This window comes from Parafrankia irregularis, assembly GCF_001536285.1.
GTDB classification, from domain to species: domain Bacteria; phylum Actinomycetota; class Actinomycetes; order Frankiales; family Frankiaceae; genus Parafrankia; species Parafrankia irregularis.
Map to the genome: position 1 here is coordinate 274,850 of NZ_FAOZ01000001.1, position 19,861 is coordinate 294,710.

Here is a 19,861-nt window from a genome sequence, read left to right on the forward strand (position 1 = left end):
GACCCGAGCTAGGAGAACAAGCCGTGCCATCCCTGATCGAGGATTACGCGCTGATAGGAGACACACATTCGGCGGCGCTGGTCTCGCGCGACGGCTCGATCGACTGGCTGTGCCTGCCTCGGTTCGACTCACCGGCCTGCTTCGCGGCGCTGCTCGGTGACAACGAGTCCGGCCACTGGCGGATCGCGCCGACCGAGCCGGTGCTGGGGATCAGCCGTCGCTACCGGGGCGACACGCTGGTGCTGGAGACCGACATGACGACGGCGTCGGGCACGGTCCGCATCGTCGACGCGATGTTCCCCCGGGCGGGCGCGCACGTCGTCCTGCGCCTGGTGGAGTGCCTGGAGGGCACCGTCCGGATGCGTTCGGAGACGCGTTTCCGGTTCGACTACGGCTCGATCGTGCCCTGGGTGCGCCGGCTCGACGAGCACTCCGTCGCCGCCATCGCCGGGCCCGACTCGGTGACGCTGTGGACCACCGCCCCGATGGAGGGGCACGACATGGCCACCTACGCCGAGTTCAGCGTGTCGGCGGGGCAGTCCGTCCCGTTCTCGCTGACCTGGCGGCCCTCGCACGAACCGGCGCCCGCGCCGCAGGACATCCGGCGGATGATCAGTCAGACCGAGGCCTGGTGGTCGGACTGGATGGCCGGCTGCACCTACGACGGCCAGTGGCAGCCCGCCGTGCGCCGGTCACTGATCACGCTCAAGGCGCTCACCTACGCGCCCACCGGGGGAATCGTCGCCGCGGTCACCACGTCGCTGCCCGAGCACATCGGCGGCGTCCGCAACTGGGACTACCGCTACTGCTGGCTGCGCGACGCCACGATCACCCTGCTCGCGCTGCTCGACGCCGGCTTCACCAGCGAGGCGACCGCCTGGCGGGAGTGGCTGCTGCGGGCGGTGGCCGGCGATCCGTCGCGGGTGCAGATCATGTACGGGGTCGCGGGCGAGCGCCGGCTGCCCGAATACGAGGTCCCGTGGCTGCCGGGCTACGAGAACTCCTCCCCCGTGCGGGTGGGCAACGCCGCCGTCGACCAGTTCCAGCTGGACGTCTACGGGGAGGTCCTGGACGCCCTGCACGTGGCCCGGATGGCCGTCGCCAACCGCCGGCCGGGTTCCGCCCGGGACCTGTTCCTCTCCGGGATCCACTCACCCGAGGACGACGGCCGGGACGACTCCTGGCAGCTGCAGACCAAGCTCATGGACTTCCTCGAGACCGGCTGGCGCAAGACCGACGAGGGCATCTGGGAGGTGCGGGGGCCCCGCCGGCACTTCGTCCACTCGAAGATCATGGCCTGGGTCGCCGCCGACCGCGCGGTGCGGGGGATCATCGAGTCGGGGCTGCCCGGGCCGGTCGACCGCTGGTCCGCGCTGCGCGACGAGATCCACCACGAGGTGTGCGCACGCGGCTTCGACAGCGACCGCAACACCTTCACCCAGTACTACGGCTCGAAGGAGCTCGACGCCGCGCTGCTCTACATGTCGCTGGTCGGCTTCCTGCCGGCGACCGACCCGCGGGTCGTCGGCACCGTCGCGGCGATCGAGCGCGAGCTGATGGAGGACGGGTTCGTGATGCGCTACCCGACCGCCGAGGACGGTGCCGTGGACGGCCTGCCCGCCGGCGAGGGGGCCTTCCTCGCCTGCACCTTCTGGCTCGCCGACAACTACGCCCTGTCCGGCCGGGTGCATGAGGCGCAGGAGCTGTTCGAGCGCCTGCTGTCGCTGCGCAACGACGTCGGGCTGCTCGCCGAGGAGTACGACCCGAAGCTGGGGCGCATGACGGGCAACTTCCCCCAGGCGTTCAGCCACGTCCCACTGGTCAACACCGCGCGGACCCTCACCGAGGCGCTGCGCGGTCGGCCGCGTTCCCGCGCCGACCGCGCGCACCCGCCGGGCCACTTCTTCGGCTGAGCCCTTTTCGTCGTCGGTTCCGGCTCGCGGTGCGCCTGACGATGCGCCGTGGGGCGCACGGAGTCGGCGGCCGGAAACGGTCACGCAGGGTGCACCGGGATACTGAACCGGAGGTCGGCGGCGACCGCGGCGGCCAACGACTGTGGCCGGCGTGGCCAGTCACAGTGGACAGCGCGGCCAGTCACAGTGGACAGCGACAGCGGGACGAGTGGAGGCGGCACGGGTGGCGGAGCGGATCGCGGTCATCGGCGGCGGGATCCTGGGCCTGGCAGTTGCCCGCCGGCTCGGGCAGGTCGTGCCCGGATCGACGGTCACCGTGTTCGAGAAGGAGCACGACGTCGCCCAGCACCAGACCGGGCGCAACAGCGGCGTCGTCCATGCCGGCCTGTACTACAAGCCGGGCTCGCTCAAGGCGACGCTGTGCCGGCGCGGGGTGGGGATGCTTCGCGAGTACTGCGAGTCCCGCGGCATCCGCTACGACGAGTGCGGCAAGGTCGTGGTCGCCGTCGATGACAGCGAGCTCGACCGGCTCGCGGACATCGCCGGGCGCGCCGAGGCGAACGGCGTGCCCGACACCCGCATGCTGGACGCCGCCGAGCTGCGCGCGATCGAGCCGCATGCCCGGGGCGTCGCCGCGCTGCACTCCCCCACCACCGCGATCGTCGACTACCCGGCCGTCGCGCGGGCCCTGCGCGCGGACATCCTCGACGCCGGTGGCACGGTCCGCACCGGTGCGGAGGTGATCGGCGTCGATGACGGCGCGGCCGGTGTGCGGCTGCGGGTGCGGGTCCGGGGCAAGGCGTCGATCAGGCCGAACGGCACCCGGCACACGGCCACCAACGACAACGGCCTGGTGGAGACGGTCTCCGAGTCGGTCGGGCCGTTCGACCTGCTGATCTCGTGCGCGGGCCTGCACTCGGACGAGGTCGCCGCGCTCACCGGCGAGGACAGCTCGCCGCGGATCATTCCCTTCCGGGGTGACTACTGGCTGCTGCGGCCCGAGCGCCGTGGTCTGGTGCGTGGCCTGATCTACCCGGTGCCCGATCCGCGCTACCCGTTCCTGGGCATCCACCTGACCAAGCGGGTGGACGGGGAGATTCTGGTCGGCCCGAACGCCGTCCTCGCCACCGCCCGGGAGGGCTACACCGTCGGCACCTTCGACCGGGGCGACCTGCGCCAGACCCTGGCGTGGCCGGGCTTCCAGAAGATGGCGCGGACACACTGGCGCACCGGCGCCAAGGAGATGCTGCGCACCGCGAGCAAGCGGGCGTTCGTCGCCGAAGCACGGCGGTACGTGCCCGAGCTGCGGTCCGCCGACGTGGTGCGCGGGCCGGCCGGCGTCCGCGCCCAGGCGGTCGCGCGGGACGGCAGCCTCGTCGACGACTTCGTGCTCGCGGTGCGCGGGCGCGTCGTCCACGTGCGCAACGCGCCGTCACCGGGCGCCACCGCGTCCCTGGCCATCGCCGAGCACATCGTCGCCGACGCCGTCCCCGAGCGCGCCTCCTGACGCATCTCTCCCCGCCTGCCGTCAGCCTGCGGGGCTGGCGGCCACGTTGATGGCGGCGAGCAGGGGCAGCAGCGCGGAGCAGGTCGGGGTCGCCACCCCGACCTGCTCACCGATGCGGACGACGGCGCCGATCAGCGCCTCATGCTCCAGCGGGCGCCCCGCCAGCCGGTCGCGAAGCATCGAGGTCCCCGCGCCCGCCGGCTGGTTGCAGATCCGGTCCAGGGTGCGTTCGGGGGCGTCCGCGGGCAGCCGTGCACCGTCCGCGCGGCCCACCGCGGCGGTCTCCCGCATCACCGCCAGCGCGAGCGCGCCGACGTCGGGACGCCGCATCACCTCCAGGCCCCGGCTGGTCAGGGCGGTCAGGGAGTTGGCCGCGCTGTTGCTGAGCAGCTTCGACCAGGCGGCGGTGACGACGTCGTCGACGAGGCGGACGTCACCCACCGGCAGGACCCGGGCGAACCGCTCACCGAGCGCGCAGTCGGGCACCTGGAGCACGCCGTATGCCAGATGCCGCACGACGCCCGGCCCGGCCAGCTCCGCGTTGATGTAGACCACGGCGGGCAACACGCTGTCGTGGGGCACCGGCGGGCTGACCTGATCGGCCTGGCGCACACCGTTCTGCGCGACGACCACGCCGACGTCGCGACGATGCTCCAGGGCCGCGTGCAGCCAGCCCAGGGCGGCGGGGGTCTGGTGCGCCTTGGTGGCGACCACCACCCAGTCCACCGTCTGGCCCAGCTCGGCGGGATCCGTGATCACCCGCATCGGCCGCTCGGTGGCCGGGCCGCCCGGCGCGCTGACGACCTGAACCCGCTCGAAGCCACCGCGGCGGGCACAGAGGACCACCTGGGCGCCGGCCTCGCTGGCGCGTGCGGCGAGGTAGGTGCCGACCGCACCGGCCCCGACGACCGCCACCCGCGCCGGCCGCGGGCGCTCCGCTTTCAGCCGCTCATCCTGCGGGCGCTCCGGCCCGTTCCCCGGGCGGTCGCCCGGCACCACCCGCCCCTGGAACACGGCGGCGTCCCGCCCTGGCGCCGTCGCGGTCATACCACCCGCCCTCGCCCGAGGGGCCCCGCCGGCGGCGTGGTGGTCTCCGCCCCGAGGCGGTACGGCGATCCGGGCCGGACGCAGACAGACATCCGCGCAGAATAACGAAGCTCCGGGCTCCGATTCGCCCGCGGCGTCGCCCCGGGCGACCTGGGCGGCACGCCCACCTGCCGCCGTGGACAACGCCGACGACGGGGCTTTGCGGCCACCCGGACGGCTGCGAGACTGACGGGGTGGATCAGACGCCACCCGAACCGGACGTCGCGGCAGCCCCGACCGGCCGGCCGGACCGCGCGACGCCGCTGGTGCCGCAGGCAGAGCTCGGCCGGCGATGGCGCGCCGCCCGGGCGCAGGACGGCGTCGTCCACCTGGATGCGGCGGCGGCCAGCCGGCCGAGCATCGCCACGATCACCGCCCAGGTGGACCATCTGCGCCGGGAGGGCCTGGTCGGCGCGTATGTCGCAGAGATGGAGGCCGCCGAGGCCCTGGCGGAGGCACGTGGCCGGCTCGCCGCGCTGCTGGGGCCCGGGCTCACTGCCGACGATGTGGCCTTCCAGTATTCGGCCACGACGGGTTTCGGGGCGCTGCTCGCCGCGTGGCCGCTGCCGCCCGGATCACGGATCGGGGTCGTGCCCGGTGACTACGGCGCCAACCTGTTGCTGCTCGCGTCCCGGGCGGCTCGGGACGGGCTGGAACTGCTCGAGCTGCCAGTCGACGAGCTGGGGCGGATCGACCTCGGCCGGCTCGACCGCGCCGGGCTGCACCCGCCGGGCGGCGGTGCCGGCGGTGCCGGCGGTCGCGGCGGTGCCGGCCTCGAGGATCTTGCCCTGGTGACGTTCCCGCAGGTTCCCAGCCAGCGTGGGGTGGTCCAGCCGGCGGCGGAGGTGGCAGCCCGCTGCGAGGCGGCCGGAGTCGATCTGGTTCTCGACGTCGCGCAGTCACTCGGCCAGGTCGACGTCACCGGGATCGCGGCGTCAGCCTGGACCGGCACCTCGCGCAAATGGCTGTGCGGCCCGCGCGGCGCGGGCTTCGTCGCGGTGCGACCCGAGGTCGTCGAGCTGCTGGGCGTCGGTGCCCCCAGCCTGTACTCCGCGCATCCGGTGGGCCTGTGGGATCCCGGCGGGCGTCCCGAGTCAGCCGGGGCAGCCGGACGTCCGTTGGCGGGCATGGCGAGGCTCTCGGTGGGGGAGGCCTCGGTGGCGAGCCGGGTCGGGCTGGCCACCGCGCTCTCGGAGTTGTTCGCCGAGGACCTCTCGGCGATGCGCACCCGGATCGCCGCGCTCGCCCGGCACGCACGCCGGGCACTGGACGGGGTCGCCGGCTGGCGGCTCGGGGAGGAGGCCGACTCCCCCTGCGGGATCGTCACGCTGCGGCCGCCGCCGCACGCGGACCCACTCGCCACCTCGCAGGCTCTGTACCGCCGGGCACGGATTCTGACCAGCCCGATCCCGGTCGGCCGGGCGCCGGAGCTGACCGGGCCCGTGCTGCGGATCAGTGCCCACGTCGACACCATCCCCGCCGAGATCGATCAGCTCGCCGAGGCGCTCGACCGGTGGGGCCGCCCGGACGATGACCAGGAAGCCACCCCGGAGACAACCTCCGTGCGACAAATCTCCCCGTAGCATTTCAAACCGTCTCGGCAGCGATGGCGCCCAGGAACCTGTTGGTGGCATCCCGCGGAGATCTGCTGAAATGACTTCCCTACGGACATGGTGTCCGGTGGCGGACCTCTGTGGGGGGGCGGGACACGTCATGCCTAATGCCGCGATCGGGTAGAACCATGGAGGGATCGTGATCCACAGAGCGGCGAAGCAGGAAACGGCGGCGCGGTGAGCACGATCATCCCCGTCGCGGCGGTCGACGATCACCCCATCGTGCTGCGCGGCCTCGCCGACGTCCTCGCGGGCGTCGAGGGCCTGGAGCTCGTGGCAACGGCGACGTCGATCCGCGCGCTGCTGGCGGGCACTGGCCGCGACGCCGCCGTCGTCCTGCTCGACCTCGATCTGGGCGACGGGTCGCAGGCACCTGACAACATCCGGCGCCTCATCCAGGCTGGCGCCGCGGTGATCGTCTTCAGCGCGCTGGCCGATCCGGACGGCGTCCGCGCCGCCATGCGCGCCGGCGCGTGCGGCTTCGTGACGAAGACCGACGACGTCGAGGAACTGGGCACGGCGATCCGCGCGGCCAGTGAGGGCAACGGCTGGGTCTCGCCCCAGCTGGCCTTCATGCTGCTGACCGACAAGGCACCCGATCGGCCGCAGCTCTCGCCGCAGGAGCTGGAGGCCCTCCGGCTCTACGCCACCGGGATGCCGCTCAAGACCGTCGCCCGCAAGATGGACGTCTCTCCGGAGACCGCGAAGCAGTACATCGACCGGGTACGGATGAAGTATCGCCGGGCCGGGCGCCACGCCGACACGAAGGTCGATCTCTACCGCCTCGCGGTAGAGGACGGTCACCTCGACGGAACCTGACCAGCCAGCCCCCAGCCTCAGCCGACCTCGCTGGCTCGGCGTGTGAACGTGCAGGTGTGTGAACATGCAGGTGGATGTGTGCTGGGCACCGGCTCGGGCGGCCGGTGCCCACCACCTGGCGCACGCCGGATCCCCGCGTCCGGCGCATGCCTCGCGCCCCTCTCTGCCCGACAGAGTGCGCGCCCGAGGCCCACGAGTGTGACCAGAGCCCGGATCCCCCCAGGCCCGAAACTCCGATTCCCCCGTCACCCGTGTGCCTTGATACGAAGTCTTCCCGATGAGCCCCACGCCGTCATGACCCAAATCCGGCCCCCACCGGACCCCTGTTCGGGGGTCATACGGGTGGGGGCAACCCCGGGTGCGCGGCCCCGGGTTCTCCTGCGCGCACGCGGCCGGTCAGCTGTCCGTCGGCGCGGCGGCCCTGCGTACCAGCGCCGTGTAACGCACCAACACCCCCGCGAGAACCAGCACCACCCCGCTGGCACCGACCACGAACAGACCCGGGCCCAGATCGACGGTGGCGTCGATCCCCGAGCCGACGAGCACCCCGCCCGCGCGCAGCCGGGCCACGTCGACGACGGCGGTGACCGCCAGCATCAGACCCGCGACCGCGGCCAGCATCCGCCCCCAGTCGACCCGCCGCCCGGCCAGCAGCAGGCCCGCCGCCATCGCGAGGATGCCCAGCAGAATCGTGAGGTGGCCATGCTGGTCCGGATCCGTCCCCCGGACGGCGAACTCCATCAGGCCGAACGCGCGCACCGTCGCCCAGGTCATCGTCGAGCCGATGACCGCCGCACCACCGGCGACAACGACCAGCGGCGGGCACAGCGCCGCGAAGGTGTGTCTCGCCCGGTGAGCGGACCGGGCCGGCGCCGGATCGGCCTCGTCCCCCACCCGTGCACCGCGAACCGGTGCTCCGCGCTCTCCTTCGGAAACGTGCGCAGCGCCGGGGCGGTGGTCATCGCCCGCCGACTGCCACTCCCACTCAGGGAGCGAGAGCTCAGGCTCACCAGGTTTCCTCGCCCACCGGGGATCGGCCGTGGCGGCCGCCGCCGCCCGCCAGGCGGCCAGGCGAACGTCGCTCTCCGTCGCCTCCCCCACCTGAGCCGCCTCCATCGGGACCACCCGCTGTGCCCCGGCCGGGCGGGCCCAGGGACTCGCCTGCTGCTGCTCACCCACCGTTCCTCCCCCATCGACGCGGAACCGGCGTGCCCGCCAGGCGGCCATCTCAACCGGTCCCGACCCCGAATCACCCCCGCGGCGCGGTGAGCACCCGGGCGCGACCCTGGATCGGCCGCGGGCCGCGACCCTGGATCGGCCGCGACCGGCCGAGCGGCGCCACCATCCGCGATGGTGGTACCACCTGGCACGACCAGTCCCCGGCGCGTTGGAGGAGTGGTCAGCGACGCTTCGCGCGCCCGCCTCGATCGCGGCGGGTCGACGCGAACAGTGCGACAAGACCGGCAACCAGCGTGACACCCACGCCCAGTTCCGGGCGGAGCTCGAACACATCGGCCGAAATCCCCCGGAAGGACGCCAACGGCGGCGGGCCGAACGCCAGGTCGAAACCGGACACAGCGACGATCAGCAGGGCCGCCAGCCGGGCCATCGCGGTTCCGGCCGAACTCCCGTCGCCCAGCCATCCCGCCCCTGGACGTCCGGTCCCCGGACGCGCGGCGCCGCGCAGCCAGCTGACACCGACAGCGATGAGCACAAGCCCCGCGACGAGGGACAGCCGGCCATCACCGGCCGTCACACCGTCGAAGGTTCGCGTCTCGTCACCGCCCGTCAGGGTGCTCCACGGCAGAAACGCCGCCACCGCGGACGCGCCACCGGCGAGAAGCAACAGGCCGCCTTCTCGCCGCCGGGACGGTGGTGGCGAGGTCCTGGCGTGGGCCGGACCCGGACGGGTCTGCTCGGAGCGCGGCTCCGCCTCGGCGGACTCGGATGGATCATCGAAGGCGTCGGGGGTCTTCGTGGTCGGATCGGGTCGCGTCCGAACCGCCGGCCGCGGCTGCTCCACAGGCCGCGGCTGCTCCCCGGTCCGCGGCTGCTCCACGGGCCGTGACGGGACGGGATCGGCCGCGGTCGCCTCGGTGTGATGCCACGAATGGGCAACAGCGTCCCGGCTGACGACGGCACGTGGAACGCCGGTCGTGGGCGGCGCGTCCGCAACCGTCTCGCCGGCGCCGCGCCCACCCCCGTTGCCGGCGCCACCCCTGCTGGAGCCGATGCCGGGCTGTTCGGGTACCGGGACCGCACCCGGCTCGACAGCCGCGGGCGTGGCATCCGGGCGGCGGGCACTGACGCGACGCAGGTCCACCCGCATCGTCGGAGGGTCGACCGCGCTGGCCCCGGGCAGCGGCGCCGGTCCGGGTTCCGCCGCGGGCGCCGTCCTGCCGCCACCCGACGCCGCTGGCGGCCGATCACGTGCCGCACCCGCACCCGCACCCCCTGTCGCGCCGGGCGTGTCCGTACCGGTGCGCTCGAACCACGTCGGGCGCGCGTCCGGGGAGGAGCGGCGCGCGGCCTGGTCATCGCTCCGTCCGGGCCGCACCGGTGGGGCGCCGGTTCCGGTGGACGACGTGGGCGCCGCCGAAGGCGGGCGTGAGCCCGCGGACGGCGCCGGCCCCGAGGCCGCGCGCGGCGGCGCTGCCGCGGCCCGCGCACCCGGCGCCGGCTTGGCACCGGCTGCGCCACCCGGGGTGGAGGCACGGTTGCCGGGTGACGCCTCGGCGTGGCCTGGTGGTTCGGGCCGGGCACCCCTGGACGGTGCGGTGGGCGCCGCAGGGGCGGTGGCAGCCGGGGGTCTGGGTGCGAAAAGGGACTGCCGCGAACTGTCGCCGCGCTCACCCTCTGGGCGCCTGACCGGCTCCATCGGGGCGGATCCCGCCTGCGGGCCGGCGGCCGAGGACGCGCCTGGCGCAGGCCGGGCTCCCTGCCCCGTGCCCGCGGACCGCGCCGGTGGCCGGTCCGGTGTCGGCGCCGCGGGCGCCGCAGGCGCACCGGGCGCACCGGGCGCACCGGGAGTGCGCCCGCCTGCCGGCGGAGTCTGCGTGGTCTGCGGCGGGCGCACCGGGTCCCGCATGCTCTGCCCGGAACGGGCGGGCGGCTCAGGGGCGGCCGCGGAGCCTGTGCCCGCCCCCGGGCGCAGCGAGTCGCTCCGACCTCCGTCGGCGGCCCGCTGTGTCGGCCGCAGCGGCGAGGGCCACGAGGCGCGGTCGGCCGCGCCAGGCGCCTCCGACGGCCTGTTCACCTGGGCCTGCGCGGCGGCCCCCCTGCCGACCGGTGTCCCTGGCGGTCGATCGGCCCCGGCCGGCTTCCCGGTATCGCCCTTGGAACCGGCAGGACGCACGCCCGAGGCCCCGGATCCGCCAGCCGCGCCAGGTGAGGCCGGTGCGGCGGTCCGCCGGTCGGGCGGCGTCGCCGACGCCGGCGGTTTGTTCGCACCCGCGGCTCGGGTGGGTGCGGCCGAAGCGCCCGATGGCGATGCTCCCGGCTTCCCCACGCCCTCGGGCGCGGCAGGACGAGCGGGCGCGGCCGGCTGAGCGGGTGCGGCAGGACGAGCCGGCGCGGCCGGCTGAGCGGGTGCAGCGGGACGAGCCGGCGCGGCCGGCTGAGCGGGTGCAGCGGGACGAGCCGGCGCAGCGGGGGCGGCCGGAGGATTGCCCTGCGCACGCCCAGCCGGCCTGGACGGATCCGCCGAACGAGGCGGCGCCCCGGCCTGACCGGGGGGCGCCGCCTGAGGAGGCGGCACCTGCTGAGGAGAACGTGGTGGCACGCGGCCAGCCGGCGCGGACGGACCGGGCGCGGCGGGACGCGTCGGCCCGGCCAGGCCATCTCCGCCCGCAGGGGCCGTGGAGGCCGCAGGGGCGCCACTTCCGGGCGCGGCGCGAGTTCCAGGCGGCGCGGCGGGGCCGACGGGGCGCGGCGGGGTACCGCCCCGCGTCTGCCCGCGAGGCGGCGGAAGCACACCGGGCCTGGTGGGCGCCACCGGGCGACCGGCCGCGGAGGCGGCTCCCGGACCGACCCGGCTGACGCCCGATGTTCCCGAGGAGCCCGGCGCTCCCGAGCCAGCCGGCGCTCCCGGGGAACCCGGCGCTTTGGAGCCACCTGACGCAGCGGAGCCACCTTCGGCCCCCGCGGCCGCGGGGGCCGCAGGTGGGGTGGATCTCCCCGTCGGCGACCCAGATCCGGACGTCTTCCGTTCCGTGGCACCGCCCTGGGCCGCCCCGCGCTCACCGCCTCCGGTGCTGGCGGCCTCACCTTCCGGGGTGGCTCTGTTCGTTCGTGTGCTCCCGCCGGAGGGCGTGGGCCGGCCGGTGGACGCCGGCCCGCCGGTGGACGTGGGCCCGCCGGTGGCTGCGGGTTCAGGCGGAGCGGCCGGGCTTGGACGGCCGGAACCGTCGTGGTCACCCGTCTCGGGGCCGGGCAGGGGCTGCTTCGCTCGGTCGCCCTGGTCGGCCATGCACTCACTCCTGACGCGCGGCGCTTCCATCCGGCTGTCCTCGCGGGTAACCGGAGAACCCGGGCGACGGTATCCGGCCTGTCCGGCCCGCCTGCAGGCGGGCCGGACAAAACCGTCCAATTACCCGGACACCCACCGCGGAGCCCCAACCCGCCGCCCCGGCCCGACAGCCACGGTAGACCAGCAGGCCCACTCAGGGTCACGACCAACAGACACAGCGAATCGGCGGACGAGCCCGAGATCCGCCGCGCGCCTGAAGCTCGGGGCGCCCTCCGGGGACTTCGGTGACCGGCACGAGGGGCAGGGCCGGCGGGACCGGACGGCCCGGTCGGCAATCGAGGACCACCAAGCCCTAACGGCCTGAAGTACAGGACCAATTACACAGAGCACTACCATCAGACCGGCGGTTACCATACCCGCACAGCGCGCTCCGGATACGTGACGGACGTTCGGCCCGTACCGCCGGACATCCGCCACTCCCGGAGGTGCCGCGCCGATTCCCGCCTTCGATCCGCGAGTGCCGCCCCATCGAGAAGCGAGGAGTGAACACACGGATCAGGCAACCGTGTGACGAACGACACGTTGCCCTTTATTGTGGGCCGATATCGCCTCGCCATCCACAGAACAAAGATCTGACTAATTTCAGAATCCGGCGGCCAGCCGGTTACCCCGTCGGCGAAACTTCCGAAGTCCGACGGGGGCACTGTTCACGTTGCAGGGCCCACACCCGACGATTGGGAGGATTCCTGTGTCAACGTCAACCTCCGACACCGTCTCCGCCGACCTGACCCTGACCCGGAACTACGTCCGCGACGGAAAGGTGATGCAGATCGCGACGCTGGCGGAGAGCGGCGAGCCGGTTGTGTGCAACCTCTGGTACGCGAGTTCGTTCGATCCGGACCGGCTCCTGTTCATCTCCCGTCCCGATCGCGCGCACTGCCGGAACATCCGGGCCGACCGGCGGGTGGCCGGCGCCGTGCTCACCATCGAGCTCGACGGGCTGGGCCAGGAGGTCCAGGGGGTGAGCTTCGCGGGAACGGCGCGGCAGGTGCCGGACGAATCCGCGCCCGCGCTGCTCCCGATCTACCACGGGCGCTGGCCGGCAGGCAGTGAACTGGCCAACCGCGAGCTGATGAGGGCCGACGCCAACGCCCACCGGCTGTACGAGATCCAGATTCACCGCTGGATCCTGTTCGACGAGGTCAACCATCCGGACGACCCGCGGCGCGTCATCGAGCTCGCCACCACGATCTGACCCGCGCGCAGCCCCGGGCACCGGCCTTCCCCGACCCGGTCCACCTCAGACCGCGGCTACCTGGCAGGCCCTACTCGCTGGACAGTTCTCGTCGTGCGCGCCGCCGAAGCTGCAGATCGCCAGACGCTCGTCCCGCTTCGCCGGGCGGTGCGAGGCGGGCCCAGGCTCAGCCGCTGTCAGCACCGCCACGGCTGTCGCCACCACGATCGTGGTGGCGACAGCCGTGGCGGCACCGGTCGTGCGGGTGGCCGTGGCGGTGGTCCGGCGCGGCCCCGGGCCGGACCACCGCCGGGCGGTCAGACCGCCTCACCGATCCGGTGCACCCGCATCGTATTGGTCATACCGGCGACGCCGGGCGGGGTGCCCGCGACGACCACGACCAGCTCACCGGGCTGGAGATAGCCGTTCTTGCGCAGCGCCGTGTCCACCTGCCGGACCATCTCGTCCGTGCTGTCGGCGAAGGGCACGATGATCGTCTCGACGCCCCACAGCAGCGACATCTGGTTACGCACCGCGGGCAGCGGTGAGAAGGCCAGCACGGGGACCGAGCTGCGGTAACGGATCAGCCGGCGAGCGGTGTCACCGCTGAGGGTGTGGGCGACCAGGTAACGGGCGCCCACCGCCTCCCCGACGCTGACCGCCGCCTGGGCGATGGCACCGCCCAGTGTCCGCGGCTGCGTGCGCAGCGGTGGGATCCGGGCCAGGTCCGCCTCGGCGACCTCGATGATCCGCCCCATGGTGGCGGCGGCCTCGACCGGATACGAACCGACGCTCGTCTCGGCCGAGAGCATGATCGCGTCCGCACCGTCGAGCACGGCGTTGGCGCAGTCACTCGCCTCCGCCCGGGTCGGGCGCGGGGCGCTGACCATGGATTCGAGCACCTGGGTGGCGACGATGACCGGCTTCGCCCGCTCGCGTGCCTGGCTGACGGCGCGCTTCTGGACCAGCGGGACGTCCTCGAGTGGCAGCTCGACGCCCAGGTCACCGCGGGCGATCATGAGGCCGTCGAAGGCCTCGATGATGCCTTCCAGCTCGTCGACCGCCTGCGGCTTCTCGATCTTCGCCAGGACGGGGACCCGCAGGCCGACCTCGTCCATGATCGTCCGGACCGCCTGGTAGTCCTCGGCGGACCGGACGAACGACAACGCGATCATGTCGACGCCGAGCTCGAGGGCGAACCGCAGGTCGGAGCCGTCCTTCTCGGACAGCGCCGGCACCGTCAGCGCCGCACTCGGGATGTTCATGCCCTTGTGGTCGCTGACCTTGCCGCCGATCACGACGGTGGTCCGGACGTCGGTGTCCTCGACACCGTCGATGCGCAGGTTGAGCCGGCCGTCGTCGACGAGGATCGTGTCACCGGCGGCGACGTCCCGGGGCAGGCCGGTGTAGGTGGTGCCGACCTGCTCCTGATCACCCAGGACGTCGCGGATCGTGACGGTGAAGTGCTGACCGGGCAGCAGGGTCACTCCACCGTCGGCGAACTTGCCGAGGCGGATCTTGGGCCCCTGCAGGTCCGCCAGGATGCCCACATTGCGGCCGGCGGCCTCGGCGGCGTCCCGAACCAGCTTGTAGCTGGCGGCGTGTTGCTCGTGCGTCCCATGCGAGAAGTTGAGCCGGGCAATGTCCATTCCGGCGTCTACGAGGGCCCGGACCATCTCAGGCGAGTTGGTGGCCGGGCCGAGGGTGCAAACTATCTTGGCTCTTCGTGGCACGGTCAAAGCCTAAGTAACGATGAGGCCTCATTGACCACTGGGGGCTGGTGACACACCTCGATCCGCCGCTTGGGCGCCCAATGGTCCCAAGAGGTTCTGTGACCGTTTCCCCGCCGTGCGTCCTGATACCTGGTGCACGCAACGGCACAACAGGCGTACCTTCGCATGGTCCGCCCGCAAGAGCACGCGACAGACAGTTACGGGAAAGCTGGCAACGGCGCCGAACGATCCCGGACGTCCAGCCCCAGCGGTGGGTAGCCGCTGACGAACCAACCTGGAGCCCGGTTATGACCAACAATCCCGCAATTCACCGACGCGCCTCCGGTGACATCGACATCGCCGTCCCGCACGACGGCCCGGAGCACACGGCCACCCCCCTCGGGTCCGGGCCGCTGAGCACCACGTCCGCGGCTGTGAGCGGCACGGCCACCATCGACGGCGGTGGTGACGTGCTCACCGTTCCCGCTGCCGCCTGAGACCGCTCAGCCTGAGACCGCTCAGCCTGAGACCGCTCAGCCTGAGACCGGTGCCGGGCCCGCGGCGAACTGCGTGTGGTGGAGCTCGGCGTAGAGACCGCCACCCGCGATCAGTTCGTCATGGGTGCCACTCTCGATGATCCGCCCGCGGTCGACCACCAGGATTCGGTCGGCCGCGCGGACGGTCGAGAGACGGTGGGCGATGACCAGGGATGTCCGTCCGACCAGCGCCGCGCTCAACGCACGCTGGACGGCCGCCTCCGACTCGCTGTCGAGGTGCGCGGTGGCCTCGTCGAGCACGACGACCGAAGGGCCGGCGAGCAGCAGGCGCGCGATGGCGAGCCGCTGTTTCTCACCGCCCGACAGCCGGTAACCACGATCACCGACGACCGTCTCCAGTCCAGCCGGCAGAGCCCGGACCGACTCGCCGATGTGGGCCGCGTCCAGGGCGTCCCACATCTGCTCCTCGCTGGCTTCCGGCCGCGCGAACAGCAGGTTCGCCCGGATGGAGTCGTGGAACAGATGCGCGTCCTGGGTGACGACGCCGATCCTGGCCCGCAGCGATCTCCCGGTGGCATCGCGGACGTCGACACCCCCCACCCGGACGGTGCCCTCGGTGGCGTCGTAGATCCGTCCGACAAGATGGCTGATGGTCGTCTTGCCCGCGCCTGACGGGCCGACGAGCGCGACCAGCTCACCGGGGGTGACCCGAAACGTGATGCCGTGCAGCACCGGTTCGGGAACCTCGTCGTCGAGCGCCGTGGTCGCGGCCAGCGAGGCAAGCGACACCTCTCCCGGAGCCGGATACCGGAAGCCGACCTGGTCGAACTCGACGGACAGCGGCCCTGCGGGCAGGTCGACGGCGTTCTCCGCGTCCGCGATGGCCGGGGGCAGGTCGAGGACCTCGAAGACCCGCTCGAAGGACACCAGCGCCGTCATCACGTCCACGTGCACGTTGGAGAGCTGGGTCAGCGGGCCGTACAGACGCGCCAGGTAGGCCGTCAGCGCGACGATCGTGCCGACCTCCAGGCCTCCCCGCGCCGCGAGGGTCCCGCCCACGCCATAGACGATCGCCGTCGCGAGCGAGGCCACCAGCGTGAGGCAGACGAAGAAGATCCGCCCGTACATGGCCTTGGTGACGCCGATGTCACGGACCCGGCTCGCGCGCCGCCGGAAGGTCGCGGCCTCCCGGGCGGGATCGCCGTGAAGCTTCGTCAGCAGGGCGCCACCGACGTTGAAGTGCTCCGTCATCATCGTGTTCATGTCCGCGTTCAGCCCGTAGCTCTCCCGGGTCAGCGCGGCCAGCCGGGGTGCGAGCATCCGCGCCGGGACGACGAACACCGGCAGCAGCACGAGCGCGACCACCGTGATCTGCCAGGACAGGCTGAGCATCGCCGCCAGTACGAAGACCAACGACGCGACGTTGGAGAGCACGGCGGAGAGTGTGTTCGTGAAGGCCGCCTGAGCCCCGAGAACGTCGTTGTTGAGCCTGGTGATCAGCGCCCCCGTCTGGGTACGGGTGAAGAACGCGAGCGGCTGGCGCTGCACGTGCTCGAAGACCGCGGAGCGCAGCTCGTAGATCAGGCCCTCGCCGATTCGCGCGCTGAACCAGCGCTGGGCCAGCGCGAGCAGCGCCTCGACGACCGCGAGGGCGGCGACGACGGCGGCGAGCGTCTGAACGACCCCCGCCCGGCCGGGCACGACACCGTCATCGATGATCGCCTTGAGCAGCAGTGGGGTGACGGCTCCGGTCGCCGCGCCGATCAGGATGAGGACGCCGAAGCCCGCGAGCTGCCGCCGATGTGGTCGGGCGAACCCGCCGATACGCCGTATGGTCCCGGGCCGCAGCCGGGCCCGGGCGACGGAGCGATCACGCTGGTAGGACCGCAGGACGGACCAGTTGTCGCCGGCAGCTGTTCTCATCAGACCTCCGACGAGACCCGAACGCGCAACCGGCTAGCCGACATTCCCCGCTTCCGCGGCGAGCAGGCGTGCAAGGGCCGCCGTGTCGGCGTCGGCATCGGCGTCGTGGCGGGCGCCGGCCAGCAGCGCCTTCAGTTCCGTCGCGGCGTCGCGCGGCACCGCGAGTACGCGGTCGACCAGCCGGCCGACCTCGGCATCGAGCCGATCGCCGGGCACGACGACGGCCGCGAGACCGAGACCCGCGGCCTCGTGCGCTGACACAGGCTGCCCGGTCAGGCAGAGGTGCAGGGCGCGGGAGTAGCCGATCGAGCCCAGCAGGGCCCGGGCCACGCCCAGGGCGGGGACGCGGCCGTGACCGGAATCCGTGAACCGCAGTGCCGAGTCCTGCGCCATCACCCGCAGGTCGCAGGCCAGCGCGAGGGCGAGGCCCACGCCTGAGACCTGGCCTGCGAGGACGGCCACGCTGACCCGGTCCGGGCGCTCCGAAAGCCGGCGTACCACCCGCGACCACCGGTCGAACGAACGGTCGAAGCTGGAGCCGGCGGCGGTACCGGAACCGGTCTGCGGTGCGGGCAGCTGTGGGAGTCGCGCAAGCCCGCGAACGACCACGACACGGATGTCGCCCCGCAGATCGCGCAGCGCGTCGTCCATTGCCGCGGCCACGCCCGGAACGGAGGCGTTCACACCCGCTCCACCCGGCGTCCCGCTACTGACCGTAAGCGAGGCGCAGGGACCGGACGTGACCGTGACCAGCCTGGTCGCCGCCGCAGCAGACACGGCGGCGACAGGCACGCTCATGGTCAGGAGCTTTTCTTCTTGGTACCCCGAGTCGCGCCACCACGTCCGCGCAGCGTCGTGCCGGATTCAGACAGGATGCGGTGGACAAACCCGTACGAACGACCCGACGACTCCGCGAGCAGACGAATGCTCTGTCCGGACTCGTACTTCTTCCGAAGTTCGGCAGCGAGCTTGTCTCGCTCCGCCCCGGTGATCCGGGTTCCTTTCCTAAGCTCGGCCAATGTGGCCCCCTCCGTGTTCGATGATCTGCGAACCGATCTTCACCCAGCTTCGGTGTCCGCGCCACTCGAAGCCCGTGTGATCCATCACACGCGGTTGGGCAGTCGCCAGGTCAGGCTCGCACCAGTCCGTGCCAGGACGCGGACCATGCCCTCACCCGACAGCGAGGCCCCCTGACCTGCAAACCGACGCTCGACAACCGGATCCGTTACCTAATCCGTTGCCTGGACCGGACCAGGCCCGGGATCCCGGAGCCGTACCCGACACAGGCTGCCGAGCGACGCGCCCAACATCGTTACCGACAGTACATCCGCATTGGCTCGCCCGCGCGGATCCACGGCCCGCAAAGACTGGTTACCGTGCATGCATGGTCAACGGCCGGCCGGCGCGGACGGCATCCCCACCGGAGCCCCCGATCTCCGGCTCACCCGCCGAAGATCGCGCGCAGCACCCAGGCGCAGGCGCGAAGGGTGACCGGGGTGCAGCCCCAAGCCCGAGCCCGAGCCCGAGAAGTGGGACCTCATGAGCATGACCGACCTCGACGTGCCGCAACGATCCGGTGGCGGTCACCTCGGGCGGCGCAGCTCCCTGGCTCGACCGGTGATCCGGGCCCAGGCCGTCGACCTCGGGTTCTGGTGCGCCACCGCGGCCGCCGGCCTGCTGCTGGCCGCCCTCCTGCGCCGGGCCGACCTGCTCGAGGCGACGTCGTTCCCGCTGGTCTGGCGAACCCCCCGGCTGGGGCCGTCCGTGCTCCTGCCGGTGCTGGTGGCCAGCATCACCCTGGCCCTCGCCCGTCGGAGCACCCGCGTTCGCTGGCCTGTCCTGCTCCTCCTCGGCTTCGTCGGCTCCCTGCTCTGGAGCGCCGCGCTCGCCACCGCGGCCGGCCCCGACCTGTCCAGCGGCCTTCGCCCGCCGACGGCCTACCTTGCTGTCGCGGACGCCGTCGACGACGATCCACTCGCCTATCTCGCGCACTGGACGACCCCGCTCCTCGACGGGTCGCCGTCCACGGCCGCGGACGGCTCCGCCAGGCCCGCGGCGCCGGCGGCCGGCATGCCCTCGGCGGAGCAGGTGGCCAGGCAGCCGCCTGGGCCGGTGCTGCTGGTCTGGGCGCTTGGCCGGCTCGGACTCGGCGCCGCACCGGGCGGCGGCGGCGTAGCACTCGGGCTGGTCCTCACGGCGCTGGCCGCGGCGAGCGTGCCACTGATCGCGGTCGCGGTGCGGTCGCTGTGCCACGAGACGGCGGCCCGCCGGGCGGTACCCGTGCTGGTTCTGACACCGTGGGCATTGTGGGCGGCGGCCTCACCGCGCGCGGTCACCGTCCTGCCCGCCGCGGCGGCCCTGGCCGTCGGCGTGGTGGGATGCGAGCAGGGCCGGCGCTGGAGGCTGCTGTGGGCCCTGCTGTCCGGCCTGCTACTGGGCGTCACCAGCCTGTTCGACTACGGGGCCGTCTGGCTCGGCGTGGGCGTCGCGGCGGCGTACTTCGTCCGGCGCCGGCCGCTCATGAACGTCTTCACGGGGCTTGGTGCACTGCTGCCCTTCTGGCTGTACTTCGCGTGGGGCTTCTCCTGGCCGGACGGCCTGGCCCAGGCCCGGGCGGACGTCGGCCTCGGCACCGCACTGGCCTGGCTGGCCCTGGACGTCGTCGTGGTGCTGCTCGCCGGCGGGCCGGTGGTGATCCGCGCCCTGCGCCGCATCCGGCTCACCCCGGGCTGGCCTTTTCTGGTCGGGGCCGGCGCGGCCGCGTTGTTCGGTCTCTGCGCGGGACTCGCCTGGGGCGGGGTGGAGCACACCTGGCTGCCGCTGGCGCCCTGGCTTGCGGTCGCCGCGCTGGCACCCCGGCCACGCCCGGACGGACCCGGTGACACCGTGCGTGCCGGTGATCTCCCACTGCTGCTGATCGGCGCCGGCGCCCTCGGTGCCGTGGCTCTGCGGGTGCTGCTCAGCAGCGGCTGAGGCTGCGGAGGTCAGAGCACCCGAGTGCCAGGCACCGCGGGCCACCTGAACGCCGGGACAGCTGAAGACCCGGGCACCGGGTGTCTGGGTCGGGTGTCCGGGTCGGGTGCCAGGCG

At 73.1% G+C, this 19,861-nt stretch carries 13 protein-coding genes and 1 pseudogene; 7 read left to right on the plus strand and 7 right to left on the minus strand.

The features are described from left to right. Positions 1–23 precede the first annotated feature (23 nt). A complete protein-coding gene (locus tag AWX74_RS01160; RefSeq protein ID WP_054567040.1) occupies positions 24–1,913 on the plus strand; it encodes a glycoside hydrolase family 15 protein in 1,890 nt (629 codons plus the stop codon). A gap of 223 nt (positions 1,914–2,136) precedes the next feature. Beyond that, positions 2,137–3,420 carry an L-2-hydroxyglutarate oxidase gene (gene lhgO, locus AWX74_RS01165; protein WP_091271098.1) on the plus strand — a complete coding sequence of 428 codons (1,284 nt, stop codon included), beginning with the start codon at positions 2,137–2,139 and terminating at the stop codon, positions 3,418–3,420. 21 nt (positions 3,421–3,441) lie between these two features. Here the strand turns inward: lhgO and AWX74_RS01170 are convergent, their stop codons facing one another. After that, positions 3,442–4,467: a 2-dehydropantoate 2-reductase gene (locus AWX74_RS01170; protein WP_091270626.1), complete on the minus strand. Its 1,026-nt coding sequence runs from the start codon at positions 4,465–4,467 to the stop codon at positions 3,442–3,444. Between the two features lie 233 nt (positions 4,468–4,700). On the opposite strand from AWX74_RS01170, the gene AWX74_RS01175 reads away from it, so the two are divergent. Next, positions 4,701–6,089 (plus strand): aminotransferase class V-fold PLP-dependent enzyme, encoded by a 1,389-nt coding sequence (locus tag AWX74_RS01175; RefSeq protein ID WP_091270627.1) that lies wholly within the window; start codon positions 4,701–4,703, stop codon positions 6,087–6,089. Between the two features lie 207 nt (positions 6,090–6,296). After that, positions 6,297–6,938, plus strand: a complete 642-nt coding sequence (locus AWX74_RS01180; RefSeq protein ID WP_091270630.1) for a response regulator transcription factor — start codon at positions 6,297–6,299, stop codon at positions 6,936–6,938. A 396-nt stretch (positions 6,939–7,334) separates the two neighbouring features. Here AWX74_RS01180 and AWX74_RS01185 read toward each other — a convergent pair whose 3' ends face one another. Further along, entirely contained in the window at positions 7,335–8,117 is a 783-nt protein-coding gene (locus AWX74_RS01185; protein ID WP_091270631.1) for a hypothetical protein, read from the minus strand. Positions 8,118–8,337: 220 nt separating this feature from the next. Then, positions 8,338–9,261: a hypothetical protein gene (locus AWX74_RS01190; RefSeq protein ID WP_165615421.1), complete on the minus strand. Its 924-nt coding sequence runs from the start codon at positions 9,259–9,261 to the stop codon at positions 8,338–8,340. Between the two features lie 2,893 nt (positions 9,262–12,154). Here AWX74_RS01190 and AWX74_RS01195 point away from each other — a divergent pair. Further along, complete coding sequence (locus tag AWX74_RS01195; protein ID WP_006545339.1) at positions 12,155–12,661, plus strand: pyridoxamine 5'-phosphate oxidase family protein; 507 nt, start codon at positions 12,155–12,157, stop codon at positions 12,659–12,661. Positions 12,662–12,957: 296 nt separating this feature from the next. On the opposite strand, the gene pyk is transcribed toward AWX74_RS01195, so the two are convergent. Next, positions 12,958–14,373: a pyruvate kinase gene (gene pyk / locus AWX74_RS01200; protein ID WP_076825605.1), complete on the minus strand. Its 1,416-nt coding sequence runs from the start codon at positions 14,371–14,373 to the stop codon at positions 12,958–12,960. A 287-nt stretch (positions 14,374–14,660) separates the two neighbouring features. Here pyk and AWX74_RS01205 point away from each other — a divergent pair, with 287 nt between their 5' ends. Beyond that, positions 14,661–14,849 (plus strand): hypothetical protein, encoded by a 189-nt coding sequence (locus AWX74_RS01205; protein WP_091270636.1) that lies wholly within the window; start codon positions 14,661–14,663, stop codon positions 14,847–14,849. A gap of 36 nt (positions 14,850–14,885) precedes the next feature. Here the strand turns inward: AWX74_RS01205 and AWX74_RS01210 are convergent, their stop codons facing one another. The 3 genes from AWX74_RS01210 to AWX74_RS01220 form a co-directional block, all read right to left on the minus strand. Continuing rightward, on the minus strand, positions 14,886–16,772 hold the full coding sequence (locus AWX74_RS01210; RefSeq protein WP_091270637.1) for an ABC transporter ATP-binding protein: 1,887 nt from the start codon (positions 16,770–16,772) through the stop codon (positions 14,886–14,888). 33 nt (positions 16,773–16,805) lie between these two features. Further along, positions 16,806–17,456: an enoyl-CoA hydratase/isomerase family protein gene (locus AWX74_RS01215; protein ID WP_242666012.1), complete on the minus strand. Its 651-nt coding sequence runs from the start codon at positions 17,454–17,456 to the stop codon at positions 16,806–16,808. Positions 17,457–17,572: 116 nt separating this feature from the next. Then, positions 17,573–17,791 (minus strand): helix-turn-helix domain-containing protein, encoded by a 219-nt coding sequence (locus AWX74_RS01220; RefSeq protein WP_006545344.1) that lies wholly within the window; start codon positions 17,789–17,791, stop codon positions 17,573–17,575. A gap of 365 nt (positions 17,792–18,156) precedes the next feature. On the opposite strand from AWX74_RS01220, the pseudogene AWX74_RS01225 reads away from it, so the two are divergent. Next, positions 18,157–19,745 (plus strand): annotated as a pseudogene (locus AWX74_RS01225) (hypothetical protein). Positions 19,746–19,861 lie beyond the last annotated feature (116 nt).

What these genes read in the sequence shown, in the direction of transcription:
- AWX74_RS01170 (WP_091270626.1), bottom strand. Translation starts at nt 4,467, where the DNA reads ATGACCGCGACGGCGCCAGGGCGGGACGCCGCCGTGTTCCAGGGGCGG.
- AWX74_RS01205 (WP_091270636.1), top strand. Translation starts at nt 14,661, where the DNA reads ATGACCAACAATCCCGCAATTCACCGACGCGCCTCCGGTGACATCGAC.
- AWX74_RS01210 (WP_091270637.1), bottom strand. Translation starts at nt 16,772, where the DNA reads ATGAGAACAGCTGCCGGCGACAACTGGTCCGTCCTGCGGTCCTACCAG.